The following is a 13385-nucleotide window of genomic DNA, read 5'->3' as shown; positions in this document are numbered from 1 at the left end:
TAGCCTACCAGCTACCCCCTTTCCCAATAGATATATTGTAACCATTTGCCAAAAACAGCCCTTGTCAGGGCAGAATACCTGTTCTATGCAGCGGATCAGCAATAAAAAAACACCTGCGCAAGCTGCACAGGTGCCCTAAATACTGTGGTTCTAACCCACGGCAAGAACTAACACTTTGGAGAAAGCTACATCACACCAGTCATATCGCTGGTGTCTTTGAGAAAGCCACTGTAGGCCTCCATGCCGTGCTCGCCAATGTCCAGCCCTTTCATCTCTTCTTCGGCGCTAACCCGCAGGCCCAGAACAGACTTAACCACCAGCCAGAATATGGTGGACAGCACTACTGTAAACAACCCAACGGTCAAAATGCCTAGGATTTGAATCCCCAGCTGACCTAGGCCGCCACCGTAGAACAGACCAGCAATGCCTTCGCCACCCTGGGTGAAGTTGTTAGGATTGGCAAACAAACCTACAGCTAGGGTGCCCCAGACGCCGCAGACCAGGTGCACAGAGGTTGCACCCACAGGGTCGTCAATCTTGATGCTATCGAAGAAGCCGACTGCAAACACCACCAGGATGCCGCCAATCAAACCGGCGAAGAAAGCTCCCGCATAGCCGAAGACAAAGCAGCCAGCCGTAACCGATACCAGACCGGCCAGAATACCGTTGATGGTCATAGACAGGTCAGGCTTGCCGCTCATTGCCCAAGAGACAGCGGTAGCGGCTACGCCACCGGCAGCAGCACCCAGGTTAGTCGTAACGGCAATATAGGCTACAGCTGAATCGGCTGCCAACTGAGAACCGGGGTTAAACCCAAACCAGCCTAGCCAAAGAATTAGGCAACCCAGAGTTGCAATGCTCAGGTTGTGACCCGGCAGAGCATTTACTCGGCCATCGGCGTTGTACTTACCCATGCGGGGGCCAAGAAAAGCCGCCCCCATAAGAGCTGCCCAGCCGCCCACGGAGTGAACAATGGTAGACCCAGCAAAGTCATGGAAGCCAAGCTCAGCGAGCCAGCCACCACCCCAGAGCCAGTGGCCTGTGATGGGGTAGGCAATAGCGGTTAGCAAAACGCTGAAGATGAGAAAATCGACAAACTTGATGCGCTCGGCCACAGCCCCCGACACGATGGTGGCAGCAGTACCGGCAAAGGCAACCTGAAACAAGAAGAATGTATCCTTGGTGAGGTTGATGCCATCGGGCCCTAAACCGTATAGCTCAGGGGCACCGCCGAGGAAGAAGCTCCCCCAGCCTACCCAGCCATTGCCATTGGCACCAAACATCAGCGAAAAGCCGATGAACCAAAAGGCTAGGGTTGCTAGAGCAAACACAATCAGGTTTTTGGTCAACACGTTGACGGCATTCTTTTGCCGACAAAAGCCAGTCTCCACCATAGCGAAGCCAGCGTTCATGAAAATGACCAAGAAGGCACAGACCAGCACCCAAATGTTGTTGAGGGTGACTTGCACATCGGCAGCAGTTAGCTCCTCTTGAGCGTGAGCTGCGACTCCCCAGGTGGCCAGAATGATCAACGCTAACGGGATACAGGCTACCCAAGCCCAACCGCCAACTCGGGCGAACAGACGCTTAAACACCTGGTCAAAGGGCGGCACATTGGCGTTCCAAAAGCTGGGTTTAGACCGCCTCCGGAACTTAGAACGATTACGCAACACTAAATTAGACATCTCAACAGACGTTCCTTCAACACAATCAGACAGTGAACACGGCCTACCGCTTTTCGGATCTGTGCTCTCAGCCGCATAGCGGTGAGACAAATCCGCATGGGAGCTAAGGCCCACAGAACAGATGCATTCTGCGAACCATATGCAAAAGTCGCAAGTTTCTAATGGCAGCTACGTCAACCGAAAAACACCTTTAGAAACCCACACCGATCTGCCTAAACATTTTCGACATTATTGGCAGAGGAATTTGCGTGTAAATAGAACAAGTTGATTCCATCAATTCTGCGGCAAGCAATCTGTATCAAGCGATACACAACACCCCACAAGGCTGCTACATTCCTCATGTAGTCCTGAAAACATAGGGTTAATTAACTACAAATTAATTGCTTGTCAAAGATGCTTTAAGGAACATTGCCGTCAAAAAAGGGGCTGACATCTTCTAAACTTGATTCGCTAAGTAGCCTTGGGGTCCAAGCTGGTCGAGTTTTTGCTGTTTAGCCAGTACCGAAGCTTCAAGAGCGCGGCGATATTGGGCAACCTGATCGAGTAGGGCAGGGCGATCGGTGGCCAAAATCTGCACCGCCAGCAGCCCAGCATTTGTAGCATTGCCAATGGCGACTGTGGCCACTGGAATGCCCGCTGGCATTTGCACAATGGAATAGAGCGAATCGAGCCCTTGCATAGTGCGGCTGACTACGGGGACACCGATGACCGGTAGTGGGGTGAGGGCGGCAACCATACCGGGTAGGTGAGCGGCCCCTCCGGCCCCAGCGATGATCACCTTGAGGCCGCGATCGCGCGCACTCTGGGCATAGGCAACCATGCGCTCAGGGGTGCGGTGGGCCGACACAATAGCTACCTCGTGGGCGACCCCAAACTCAGTACAAATCTCAATGGCAGCAGCCATGGTGGGCAAGTCTGAGTCGCTGCCCATAATGATGCCAATTTCAGGGCTGTTGTCAGGGCTAATTTCAGGGATAGTCATCGCCTTCGCTGCTGTCGAAAAGTGCTTACCCATCATGCCACTGGCGGGTTTTAGACGATGACCCCAGCGACACAGGGGAAGGTTGAGTTTCGTTGCGGACCGTTTTGGCGCAGCAAAACATCATAGAATTTTACAGAAATTAGCAAACTCCGAAGCCTTCCCCATGACTGCCACTGACGATAAAACCGTAGTCCGCGAATACTTCAATGCCACCGGCTTTGACCGCTGGCAGCGCATCTACGGCGATGGCGAAGTCAATAAGGTCCAGCTCGACATTCGTAAAGGCCACCAGCGCACAGTAGACACGCTGATGGGTTGGCTAGAAGCCGATGGCAACTTGGCTGGGCTCACCTGTTGCGATGCGGGCTGCGGCGTAGGCAGCCTGACGATTCCCCTAGCTCAGGCAGGCGCTCAGGTTTATGCCAGCGACATCTCCGCCAAAATGGTTGAGGAGGCCCGCCAGCGGGCTAAGGTCGCCCTGGAGGGTAAAAACTTGCCTACCTTTGAGGTCAAAGACCTGGAGGAATTGGCCGGTCGCTATCACACAGTAATTTGCTTAGATGTCTTAATTCACTATCCCCAGGACAAAGTGCAGGGCATGATTAGCCATCTCGGCTCTCTAGCCGAGTCGCGGCTGATTATGAGTTTTGCGCCCAAGACGCTGTTCTATAGCGCGCTGAAGAAGGTGGGTGAATTTTTCCCAGGGCCGAGCAAAACCACCCGCGCCTACCTGCACCGGGAGACCGACATTGTGAAGGCGCTGGAGGCCGACGGTTGGCGCATTGAGCGCCGCACGTTGACTAAGACCCAGTTTTACTTTTCGCGCATGCTAGAAGCTGTCAAAGACCAGTAGACCGTGGATGCAGGAGCGAGACCATGACTGTAGAGCGGCTGTGGATTGCGATCGCAGCGGTGCTGGGCGGCACCGCCGTAGCGGCTGGGGCCTTTGCCACCCACGCCCTTAAACCTCAGCTCAGCGATCGACTGCTGACGGTGTTTGAAACCGCCGCTCGCTACCAGATGTACCACGCCCTGGCCCTGCTGCTGGTAGCCCTAATCCGGTACCAAGGATTAGGTGCTCCAGGATGGCTTGCCGCCTCGGGATGGGCTTTGATTGCCGGTACAGTCGTGTTTTCGGGCAGCCTCTATGCCCTGGCACTGACGGGTCAAAGCATGCTGGGGGCCGTGGCCCCGATCGGCGGTGCGGCTTTAATGGTGGGCTGGGCCTGCCTGGCCATAGCTGGGCTACGGGGGGCTGGAGAGGGTTAAGAGGGCAGAGGGTGTAGGGGTGGATGACTCGCTGCGCTGACCATACATTTTCGGCTGGAGCAATTATCTCTATCCAGAGTCCACCCACTCACCCCAGGCGGGCAGGCTATGATAACCCTGTGTCACGCCGGGCCGCTATGTTTGAATACCTATCGCCGCGATCGCTGGCTACGCCCCAGGAGGTTATCGAGTACCTGGAACTCCAGCAGGCCGCCCAAGATTTTCGCCTAGAGGTCGAGCACCGGGCCAACCTGGAAGCCTACTACCAGTGGTACGACCAGATCGCCGCCGAAAACCGGCGTGATCTGGAGCAGATGCGGACGGAGGCAAACCTCCTGACCTGGTTTAGCCGCCGCTCCGTTTAGGAGAACGACAGGCTAGGAGAGCAACAGAGGCTATACCGAATATTTTTTGAGTGACTTGCGCCCAAGCCTAGAGCATTTCTAGCTCATCTTGCTTGAGGTGGGCGCGCATGGGCCGCTTAGCCCCCTCGACCTCAAACTCTACCTGAACCGGAAAGTTGGGGCTGATGGGGCGGCCCTTGTAGTCGGTGAGAATAGACACAACGACTCCCTCTAGGCCTTTGGCATCAAAGGCTTCGTTGCGGTGCAGCGGGTGGTGATAAAAAATAACCGACTCTTTGATTCGGACGCGCTCGCCAACATTCATAGCACACACTCGCTCTTACTCAATCCTCCCTAGCGCCTGGTGACCAGGTGGGAACTTGCTTTTTTGTAGCCCTATTATCTTTGCACAGGATGGGCGCTTGCACGTGGCGGCTGCCAATTAGGTCGAGCTATTCCCTGACTGAGAGCCGTAGGGCTGCATGATCTCATCTAGGCGCTGGGCCATGGCAGCCATTTCGGGGTCGCGGCGGGCGACCGATTGGGTGCGGTCCTGAAATGCTTGGCCAATTTCGGTGTCATAGAGCAGGTGGCGGGCCTGGTTGAGCAGCTCGGGGGCGCGCTCTAAGGGCTGGGGCTGTTTTGACATCAGCACCTCGTCGATCTGCACAATCAGTTGGGAGATGGGCCGCAGCCAGCTAAATTGCTCATGGTTGAGCACCAGACGCAGGTAGTCGCCCTTGTTGGCGATCGCACCGTGGTTGGCCTCGTAGCGGTCTTTCTCAGCATCCATCAAAATTTTGTGGGCCTTCAGCAGCAGCGGTCGAAACTGGCGCAGGGGCTCAAAGGCCGGATCAGAAGCAGGATTACCAACAGTCATGTAACTCTCGCGCAGACGTGCAGTACTCCCTTCACCATTCCACGAATAGAGAGCGATTTCAAGCCGCACGACGCTGAGGGGAGATAGCCCCCATGGGGTGACTGGGTTTGGTGTCACAATAGCCCTACGTTCCTTTTACATGGTCATGGACTTTACCACCGTTCGCCCTGGGCAGCTTTCCATTATTGCTAACGATTTTGATGCCCGGCCGATGAGCTTTGTGCAAGATGGCGATCGCCGGGGCTACGAGCCGGCTGTAGCTCGGGCAGTGGGCGAGGTGCTAGGGCTGGTGCCGGTGTGGTTTCACTGCCCACCCGAAGAGTTTTACCCTACCCTCAGCACTGGCGATTACGACGTAGTGTGGTTTAGCCAGGCCATTACCCAAGATCGCCGCGCCTGGGCTGACTTTACCCGGCCCTACGGCCGCTTCGACGAGGCCGTGCTAGTGCGCGAAGATAGCCCCATCTGTACACTGGAAGACCTGGCGGGCAAGCGGCTCGGCTTCTTGGCGGGCAGTAGTCTCCTGACTCTCACCGAGGCCTTACCCGATCTGGAGTGGGTACCCTTTGAAGGAGCCGACCAGAGCCGACCAGCTCTGCTGCAAGCCCTAGCCCGCGCCGAGCTCGACGCCTTGGTGGGTGATGCCCTGCTGCTGCTCACTGCCGAGGCCGATACCACTAACCTGCGAGTGGCTTTTCAAATTCCCACCCAGCACCCCTTTGGCATTGGGGTGTTGCCGGGCAACCGGGAACTGCTGGAGGCCCTCAACCAAGCCATCAATCAGCTGATTATGAACGGCACTCTGGCTAAGCTGTGGGCCCAGTGGATTCCCTACAAACCGTTTCCGTTTTAGCGGAGCCAGGGCTGGAATCAGGCAGTTGGGCAATAAACGCCGTTGCATCCGCTACCGAGAGAGGCGAAGAGAAGTAATAGCCCTGCCCCCCCTGACACTGGTGGGTCTGAAGGTAAACCGCCTGCTCGGCGGTCTCAATGCCCTCGGCCACTACCGTTAAATTGAGATTGGTAGCAAGGCTGATGATGGCTTTGACAATTTCGTAGTCGCCCGTGCTGGGGCCAGAGCGATGCAGGTTGGTAATAAATGACTTGTCAATTTTGAGCACGTCGATGGGAAATCGATGCAGGTAGCTGAGCGATGAGTAGCCGGTACCAAAATCATCCATACAGATCTGGATGCGGCGCTGGCGCAGCTGTTTGAGCAGATCAATGGCCATCTGAGCATTTTGAATCAGCACGCTTTCGGTAATTTCGACCCTTAGGTGCTGCCCCTGTAGGTGATTGTGGCTCAGAGCAGCGTCTATTTGCTGAATCAGATCAGGGCGCACAAATTGCTTACCAGAAAGATTGACGCTGACGGTGAGGGGGTGACTGTGGGGAAGCGCTTGATGCCAGTAGCTCAGCTGACGGCAGGCCTCGTTGAGGGTCCACAGGTCGAGGGCAGTAATCAATCCAGTATTTTCGGCAATGGGGATGAAGTCGAGGGGCGGCACCAGCCCACGGTGGGGATGCTGCCACCGCACCAAAGCCTCAAATCCTTGCGCCGTGCCGGTAGCTAAATTGATGATGGGCTGATAGTAAAGCCGCAGTTCACACCGCTCTAGGGCTCGGCGCAGGTCGTTTTCAAGCTCCATCTGCTGCACCACCAGGGTGTGCATGGGAGCGTCAAAAATGGCGTACTCGCGGTTGCCGCCCTTGGCCTTGTACATGGCGATATCGGCATCGCGCAGCATTTGGTTGGGGTCGGTGTAGGTAGTGGCGCTTAGGGCGATGCCAATGCTGGCGTGGATGAAGACCTCGTGCCCCTGGAGCAGCACCGGGCTTTCGAGAATGGCGTGAATGCGCTGAGCCATGCTGACAGCAACAGCGGCATCACTGAGGTTGGACAACAGCACTACAAATTCGTCGCCCCCCAAACGAGCGGCCACATCTGCCGGACGCAGGCAGGTTTGCAGTCGCTGGGCCACCACCTGAAGCAGCTGATCGCCCATGGCGTGACCCAGGCTGTCGTTGATCACTTTGAAGCGGTCTAGGTCGAGAAACAGCAGGGCGAACTGACGATTCGCGCAGCGCAAAGCCTGCGGCATCTCAGAAACGGGAACCGACTCGAAACCAGTATCCGTCTCGGAATCGCAGCAGGGGCCGGACGCATCGTCAGACGCGTCATCAAAGGTAGCGCCCACTAGAGGACGGTGGCTGGTGCAGTGGTAGTGCAGTTGATCGAGCGCCTGGGCCAGCCGTTCTAAGAACAGCGTTCGGTTGGGCAGCCCGGTGAGGCGATCGTGGGAGGCATCGTAGCGCAGCTGGGCCTCTAGGCGTTTGCGCTCGGCTAGCTCGACCTGGGCCTGGGCATAGAGCTCGGCCTGGTGAATGGCGATCGCCAAGTGGTCGGCCAACCGCTTAATGAGCTTGATTTCGGCCTCGCTCCAGCAACGGGGGCCAGGGCCTTGATGGACGCTCAAGATGCCCTTGACCACGCCCCGATAGCGAATGGAAACGGCTAAAATAGCCCCGATATTTAGCTTTTGAGCCAGGGCCAGGTTGGGCAGCAGCGTCGGTTCCGCCCTGACATCATCGACTACTACCGGCAGCTCCTCAGCCAGCACCCGCTGGGCGTGGGGATTGCCCTCAATAGGAATGACTTGCCCCCGCAAACTATCAAAACCCGGCGTGCTGGCCGTGTTGGTGTGCACCAACACCTGGTCAGTCGCTTGACAGAGAATCACCAAGCCGCGATTGGCCTCAAAGGTGTGCAACATTTCAGTCGCCGCCCGCTGAAGCAGCGTCTCCAGATCCAGACTGTCGCTAATGGCGCTGATGATGTTGTTGAGCAACTTTTCCTGCTGGGCCAGGGTGCTGGTCTGAGCCAGTAGCTGACTCTGCTGGAGGGCGATCGCCACTTGGTCAGCCAGCTGAGCCAGTAGAGCACGCTCTTTAGGCTGCCACTGGCGCGGTCCTCGGCAGTGATGGACGCACAGCAGCCCCCACAGGTTGCCGCCACAGTTGATGGGCACAGTTAGATTGGCCTGCACCTGAAAGCGTGTCAGTAGCGCGCGGTAGCAGGGGTCAATATTGGCCTCAGCCACATTGTCGATGTGGTGGGTGCGGCCTCGGCGGTAGCGGTGGGCCAAGCCTGGCTTAGTCAGAAAGCAAGTGTCTCCGACGGTGAGCCCTAGCGTTGCATTCCAAGGGGGAAGCACGGCTTCGACCGTCATAGTGCCGCTGAGGTCGGAATTGAAGCGGTAGATGAGCACGCGGTCGGTCTGCAAAAACTGTCGCACCTCGGTGACAGTGGTCTGCAAGATCTGCTCGACCTCCAAGGACTGGTGAATGTGTTGGGTGATTGTGCGAATCAGATGCTCTTCTTCGGCCTGGCGGCGCAGAGCCTCTTGGGCCTGGGCGAGAGGAGTAATGTCGGTGGCCATGGCCCCAAGAATGGGCGTGCCATCAGCCTCCACACCCACGGGGAATAGTACCGAGCTAAACACCTGCTGCTCTTCCCCAAGGTGTAGTTTATCTTCTACGGTTAGGGGGGTTTGGGTGGCGACGAGGTGCTGCACCCGCTCCATAAAAACGCTAACCATCGAGGGCGGCAGCAGATCGGCAAAGGAACGCCCCACCATATCCTCGGGCTGCAGGCCAAATTGGGCAGCGGTAGCCTGATTGACCCGCCGATAGTGCCCAGTGGCATCAAAGATGCTGACTAGGGCCGGAGAATTGTCGATAAACGCCTGCATCTGCTGGTTAGCGCTGACGAGCGCCTGCTCAGTTTGCTTGCGTTCGGCGTCAAGCCGCGCCTTTTCGCTGATATTGAGCACGACAATATCCCAAGCAATGTCGCCGTTGGCCAAACATTCTGGCCAACCCATGCCCTGGAGCCAGGTCTGTCGTCCCGAGGAAGTGAGCGGACGCCACTCGCAAAACCAGGGGGTGAGGGTAGCGCCAGAATGCTGGAGCAGCCCCCGCACGGTGCTGCGATCGTCAGGGTGAATGGTTAGCCACAGCCGCTGGGGTTGACCAAGCAGCTGCTCGGGCTCTAGCTCCCACATCTCCATACAGCCGGGGCTGACGTAGGTGATATCGTCGGGTCCAGAGGGGTGCTGCACGTAGCGCAACACAACCCCCGGCAGGTTAGCCAACACCGGCTGTAGGCGACTTTTGCTGTCTTGCAGACGCGGGTCAGCCTGGCGCTGATCGGTAATATCTTGACCAATGCAGGTGAGCTGCTGCACCAAGCCATCGGCGCTGGTCAAAACGGTGGTGTTCCAGGCGATCAGGCGGCGATCGCCGCTGCGGGTGAGAATTTCAGTCTCATGACAAACCGAACCTTGGGCCACGGCGGCTCGAAACAGCTCACGCAGGGCTTGGCGATCGCCAGCGGGGATAAAAAGCTCAAGCCAGCTGCCGCCCACAACCTCGTGGCGTTGCCAGCCGGTGAGGTTGAGCAGGTAATCATTGCAGAGCAAAATATGGCCGTTGGCATCGACCACCAACCCCGCCAAGGCCATAGTTTCGATCACCGCCCCAAAATGCTGCTCCGATGCCTGTAAATCGCCGATTTGGCCATGGCCTGACCGGGCATCGGGGGCACCCACTACAGGAGCGGGATCAGGCGAAGCAGTCCAATCATCGGTCATACAAGACGTTTCTAGGGGCGAAGCAGCCTGTGGGGGCTACGCAAACCAAAGGCATTCCCATGCTCATTCTTCCCACCCTGCAACCGTTTACAGGGTGACCGTTCATAGGTCTTAATGGTTCTAGGGTAGCTAACCACAGGTGGCTCTGGTGGCACCAGGGCTGGGCCACCGCCAGCATAGAGAAGCCTCGGGGCGATCGCACCGAAGGCCACAATTTCGTCGTCCTTACCCGTAAGCTGGGGCAGACCGCTCAGCAATAGGCTAGAGAAACTGCTGCCAGTTTTCACTGCGAAACAGGGCTCGCTCAGCCTTGCGGCGGCGCTCCAGGCCGGGCATGATGTTGCCCCCAGCGTAGATCCACTTGGCAAACTCCTCCGACGCCCCGGCCATGTCTCCGGCGTTGATTTTCTTCAACAGAGTAGACGACTGCAAATTGCCGGGACCGACGTTGAAGGTAAACGACACCAGCGCCGAAAATTGGTCGCTGGTCAGCGTGCGAGTCACGGCGTCGGAGACGGCCTTCTCATACTTTTTGAGGTCGCGCTTGAGAATCTCTTCGGCCTCGGCTCGGGTAATGGTGAGCCCGCGGGCAACCTGCGGTGCCCCCGCAGAAGAGGTGTGGCCATAGCCAATGGTCCAGGGCTCACCGCCGGTGCCGGGGTCGGGGTAGGCGCTGAGGCTCAGGCCCTCAAATCCCTTGACGATCGCTAGCCCTGCGGCGTTGATGGTGTTGCCTGGGGGCGGTGGAGGTGGCGCGGGCGGCATGGGCTGCGGCTCAGGCCCTCCGGTACCGATAGACACCGTCATGGCGCGGGGGTAGTCATCCCGCTGAAACCATGACTTGACGCTGCCAATGTTGACTACCTGCTCCTTAGGGTTTTTACTCGACGGATATTTGGTGATGCGAGAGATCCAGTAGCCCCCTTGCATCAGGTAAATTGCAATGTCTGTTTCTTTAATCCAGGTTCCCATGTGACCTCCCCGGAGCAGTCCGCATACCAGGAATTTACAATACTTTCGGAATAATGGGCCATTGAGTTTTGCCCAAGTTCTACCATTTTGCCCGCCGGAGGGTAGGATTTAACTCCTTTAGCCTGGTAATTGCCCCGGCCAGGCGGCGCGATCGGCGAGAGCTAGGCCCTAGGGGTTTGATTTAGCCCATCTAAAGTTTTTTTCTAGTAACGTTTCAACCGCTAACCTCGCGGACTAATCAGCGATTTTTTACCTACCCTAAGCTGAGGTTGCGATTTGCCATTGTCAGGGCTGAGCCAACGCCCCCTGACAAACCCGGCGGAAGGTTTTTTCCAGGCAGACGATTGAGTCGTTAAGATATTCAAAGCTTAGTGTCTTTTCTGGTGGCTTGTAATCTCCATGGCTTTGCTCTCAGCAACCGCAGATTTGCCCTCGCGCCTAGTCTCGCCCACCATTCGTCGCCTACCCAACGGCCTCACGGTCATTGCTGAGCAAATGCCCCTGGAGGTTGTCAACCTCAGCTTGTGGCTGCGGGTAGGCTCAGCGGTAGAAAGCGACGCCATCAACGGCATGGCCCACTTTTTAGAGCACATGATTTTTAAGGGCACTCAACAGCTGCAATGCGGTGAGTTTGAGCGCCAGGTGGAAGAGCGCGGGGCGTTGACCAATGCCGCCACCAGCCAAGACTACACCAAGTACTACATCACCACAGCGCCCCAAGACTTCGCCGCCCTGGCCCCGCTGCAGATTCAGATGGTGATGGCCCCACGTCTCAGCGACCATGACTTTGAGCGCGAGCGTCCGGTGATTTTGGAAGAAATTCGCCGTGCCGACGATAACCCCCGCCGCCGCACCTATTCCCGTACTATGGAGCTGGTGTTTGACCGGCTGCCCTACCGTCGCCCAGTGTTGGGGCCAACTGCCGTGGTCGAGGGGCTCACCCCAGCCCAAATGCGCGAGTTTCACAGCACCTGGTATCAGCCCCAGAGCATGACGGCGGTGGCGGTGGGCAACCTGCCGGTAGAAACCCTGATTGCTACGGTGGCCGAGGGCTTTGAGCAAGCCATGGCCCAGCGCCATACACCGCTAGATACCACCAACTCCATTGAACGGTTCAAGCCGCTGCTGCCCGACGACCTGGAGCCTCCCTTTACGGACGTACGGCGGGCGACCCATGCTGATCCGGCTATGACCCAGGCACGCTTGGTCATGGCCTGGCGGGTACCGGGGGTGACTCACTTAGAGGACACCTACGGCCTCGATATCTTGGCCTCGATTTTGGGGCAGGGGCTCACCTCGCGCCTGGTGCGCGACCTGCGGGAAGAGCGCAAGCTGGTGACCAGCGTTAGCTGTAGCAACATGACCTTGGCCCACCAGGGGGCGTTTATGGTGTTGGCCCAGTTGCCCGCCGAAAATCTAGACCAGGTGGAGGGGGCGATCGCCCAACACATCGCCACCGTGATGGAGGAGCCTGTGAGTTCCGCAGAACTGAGCCGCGTGCAAACTCAGGTGGCTAACCGGTTTATCTTTGCCAACGAAACGCCGAGCGATCGCGCCGGGCTTTACGGCTACTACCAGACCTTGACGGGTGATATCACTGAAGGGCTCAACTACCCCGCCTACATTCAAAAGTTAGGTATCAAGGATGTGTTGCAGTCGGCTCAGCAGCATCTCTCGAACGAGGCCTACGGGGTGGTTGCCCTACAGCCAGCGGTTTAGGACGGGCGGCTATGTGGATTGCGATCGCCCAGCACATTGGCGCTAAAACCGGCACTGCCTTTACCATTGCCGACCGGCGATCGGTGGGGGGTGGCTGTATCAACCAGGCCTATCAGGTGAGTGACAGCAGCCAGTCGTATTTTCTCAAGCTCAACCAGGCATCGCAGGTAGCGATGTTTGAGGCCGAGGCCCTGGGCCTAAAGGATATGTACGACAGTCAGACCATTCGCGTGCCCAAGCCAATCTGTTGGGGCACGGTGGATGGGTCAGCCTACATTGCCATGGAGTGGTTAGAGTTGGGCAATGGCGGTGGCGGGGCCTGGAGCCGCATGGGCGAGGCGCTGGCAGCGATGCACCGAGTCACCAGCAAGAAAGGTTTTGGCTGGCACCAGAGCAACACCATTGGGGCCACCCCCCAGCCCAACCCCTGGGCGCCTACCTGGCTAGAGTTTTACCGCGAGCACCGGCTGCGCCACCAGTTTCGTCTAGCGGGCCGCAGGGGCGGACGGTTTCCGCGTCAGCATGAGTTGCTGATGGCGCTGCCGGATTTGCTGGCGGGCCACGACCCGGCCCCAAGCCTAGTACACGGCGATCTGTGGTCGGGCAATGCGGCGGTGACGAAAAACGGTGAGCCAGTGATTTTGGATCCGGCGACTTATTATGGCGATCGCGAGGTAGACATCGCTATGACCGAACTGTTTGGCCGATTTCCCAACGGGTTCTATGACGCCTATAACGCTGCCTACCCGCTCGATGCAGGCTACAAGACCCGCAAAACGCTCTACAACCTGTACCACATCCTCAACCACTTCACCCTGTTTGGCGGCAGCTACGAGTCGCAGGCCAACCGCATGATCGATCAGCTATTGCGGTGAAAGGCAA

General features: G+C 57.6%; 13 protein-coding genes. 6 read left to right on the top strand and 7 right to left on the bottom strand.

Annotation, left to right across the window (positions count from 1 at the left end):
* Positions 1 to 185: 185 nt before the first annotated feature.
* Together H6F75_RS25635 and purE are read right to left on the bottom strand one after the other, a co-directional pair.
* Positions 186 to 1685: an ammonium transporter gene (locus H6F75_RS25635; RefSeq protein ID WP_190755835.1), complete on the bottom strand. Its 1500-nt coding sequence runs from the start codon at positions 1683 to 1685 to the stop codon at positions 186 to 188.
* Between the two features lie 436 nt (positions 1686 to 2121).
* The gene (gene purE, locus H6F75_RS25630) at positions 2122 to 2667 is read right to left on the bottom strand and encodes a 5-(carboxyamino)imidazole ribonucleotide mutase (protein WP_190755833.1); all 546 of its coding nucleotides are present in this window, start codon (positions 2665 to 2667) and stop codon (positions 2122 to 2124) included.
* A gap of 163 nt (positions 2668 to 2830) precedes the next feature.
* Here purE and bchM point away from each other — a divergent pair, with 163 nt between their 5' ends.
* From bchM to H6F75_RS25615, 3 genes are all read left to right on the top strand, one after another.
* Complete coding sequence (gene bchM, locus H6F75_RS25625) at positions 2831 to 3520, top strand: magnesium protoporphyrin IX methyltransferase (protein ID WP_190755831.1); 690 nt, start codon at positions 2831 to 2833, stop codon at positions 3518 to 3520.
* Between the two features lie 23 nt (positions 3521 to 3543).
* Positions 3544 to 3936, top strand: a complete 393-nt coding sequence (locus H6F75_RS25620; protein WP_190755829.1) for a DUF423 domain-containing protein — start codon at positions 3544 to 3546, stop codon at positions 3934 to 3936.
* Between the two features lie 137 nt (positions 3937 to 4073).
* A complete protein-coding gene (locus H6F75_RS25615) occupies positions 4074 to 4301 on the top strand; it encodes a hypothetical protein (protein WP_190755827.1) in 228 nt (75 codons plus the stop codon).
* Between the two features lie 67 nt (positions 4302 to 4368).
* Here H6F75_RS25615 and H6F75_RS25610 read toward each other — a convergent pair whose 3' ends face one another.
* Both H6F75_RS25610 and H6F75_RS25605 read right to left on the bottom strand, forming a co-directional pair.
* Positions 4369 to 4605: a ferredoxin-thioredoxin reductase variable chain gene (locus H6F75_RS25610; RefSeq protein ID WP_190755825.1), complete on the bottom strand. Its 237-nt coding sequence runs from the start codon at positions 4603 to 4605 to the stop codon at positions 4369 to 4371.
* Positions 4606 to 4722: 117 nt separating this feature from the next.
* Positions 4723 to 5160: a hypothetical protein gene (locus H6F75_RS25605; RefSeq protein WP_190755823.1), complete on the bottom strand. Its 438-nt coding sequence runs from the start codon at positions 5158 to 5160 to the stop codon at positions 4723 to 4725.
* 139 nt (positions 5161 to 5299) lie between these two features.
* On the opposite strand from H6F75_RS25605, the gene H6F75_RS25600 reads away from it, so the two are divergent.
* Positions 5300 to 6013 carry a transporter substrate-binding domain-containing protein gene (locus H6F75_RS25600; RefSeq protein WP_242020352.1) on the top strand — a complete coding sequence of 238 codons (714 nt, stop codon included), beginning with the start codon at positions 5300 to 5302 and terminating at the stop codon, positions 6011 to 6013.
* On the opposite strand, the gene H6F75_RS25595 is transcribed toward H6F75_RS25600, so the two are convergent.
* The 3 genes from H6F75_RS25595 to H6F75_RS25585 are packed head-to-tail and all read right to left on the bottom strand — an operon-like array spanning position 5967 to position 10577.
* Complete coding sequence (locus tag H6F75_RS25595; RefSeq protein WP_190755819.1) at positions 5967 to 9812, bottom strand: EAL domain-containing protein; 3846 nt, start codon at positions 9810 to 9812, stop codon at positions 5967 to 5969. The genes H6F75_RS25600 and H6F75_RS25595 overlap by 47 nt on opposite strands.
* A gap of 11 nt (positions 9813 to 9823) precedes the next feature.
* Positions 9824 to 10099 (bottom strand): hypothetical protein, encoded by a 276-nt coding sequence (locus tag H6F75_RS25590; RefSeq protein WP_190755817.1) that lies wholly within the window; start codon positions 10097 to 10099, stop codon positions 9824 to 9826.
* Complete coding sequence (locus H6F75_RS25585) at positions 10074 to 10577, bottom strand: lysozyme (RefSeq protein WP_279308328.1); 504 nt, start codon at positions 10575 to 10577, stop codon at positions 10074 to 10076. Before H6F75_RS25585 ends, H6F75_RS25590 begins: the two co-directional genes overlap by 26 nt.
* A gap of 606 nt (positions 10578 to 11183) precedes the next feature.
* Between H6F75_RS25585 and H6F75_RS25580 the strand changes: the two genes are divergently transcribed.
* Together H6F75_RS25580 and H6F75_RS25575 are read left to right on the top strand one after the other, a co-directional pair.
* Entirely contained in the window at positions 11184 to 12503 is a 1320-nt protein-coding gene (locus tag H6F75_RS25580; RefSeq protein ID WP_190755813.1) for a pitrilysin family protein, read from the top strand.
* Positions 12504 to 12514: 11 nt separating this feature from the next.
* Entirely contained in the window at positions 12515 to 13378 is an 864-nt protein-coding gene (locus tag H6F75_RS25575; RefSeq protein WP_190755811.1) for a fructosamine kinase family protein, read from the top strand.
* Positions 13379 to 13385 lie beyond the last annotated feature (7 nt).

Source organism: Nodosilinea sp. FACHB-131 (genome assembly GCF_014695395.1).
GTDB lineage: Bacteria > Cyanobacteriota > Cyanobacteriia > Phormidesmidales > Phormidesmidaceae > Nodosilinea.
The sequence above is the reverse complement of the archived record's forward strand: the minus strand, read 5'-3'. Positions and strand labels throughout refer to the sequence as shown.

Coding starts and splice junctions, on each gene's coding strand:
- H6F75_RS25635 (WP_190755835.1), bottom strand. CDS start 1,685: ATGTCTAATTTAGTGTTGCGTAATCGTTCTAAGTTCCGGAGGCGGTCT.
- purE (WP_190755833.1), bottom strand. CDS start 2,667: ATGACTATCCCTGAAATTAGCCCTGACAACAGCCCTGAAATTGGCATC.
- bchM (WP_190755831.1), top strand. CDS start 2,831: ATGACTGCCACTGACGATAAAACCGTAGTCCGCGAATACTTCAATGCC.
- H6F75_RS25620 (WP_190755829.1), top strand. CDS start 3,544: ATGACTGTAGAGCGGCTGTGGATTGCGATCGCAGCGGTGCTGGGCGGC.
- H6F75_RS25615 (WP_190755827.1), top strand. CDS start 4,074: ATGTTTGAATACCTATCGCCGCGATCGCTGGCTACGCCCCAGGAGGTT.
- H6F75_RS25610 (WP_190755825.1), bottom strand. CDS start 4,605: ATGAATGTTGGCGAGCGCGTCCGAATCAAAGAGTCGGTTATTTTTTAT.
- H6F75_RS25605 (WP_190755823.1), bottom strand. CDS start 5,160: ATGACTGTTGGTAATCCTGCTTCTGATCCGGCCTTTGAGCCCCTGCGC.
- H6F75_RS25600 (WP_242020352.1), top strand. CDS start 5,300: ATGGTCATGGACTTTACCACCGTTCGCCCTGGGCAGCTTTCCATTATT.
- H6F75_RS25595 (WP_190755819.1), bottom strand. CDS start 9,812: ATGACCGATGATTGGACTGCTTCGCCTGATCCCGCTCCTGTAGTGGGT.
- H6F75_RS25585 (WP_279308328.1), bottom strand. CDS start 10,577: ATGCCGCCCGCGCCACCTCCACCGCCCCCAGGCAACACCATCAACGCC.
- H6F75_RS25580 (WP_190755813.1), top strand. CDS start 11,184: ATGGCTTTGCTCTCAGCAACCGCAGATTTGCCCTCGCGCCTAGTCTCG.
- H6F75_RS25575 (WP_190755811.1), top strand. CDS start 12,515: ATGTGGATTGCGATCGCCCAGCACATTGGCGCTAAAACCGGCACTGCC.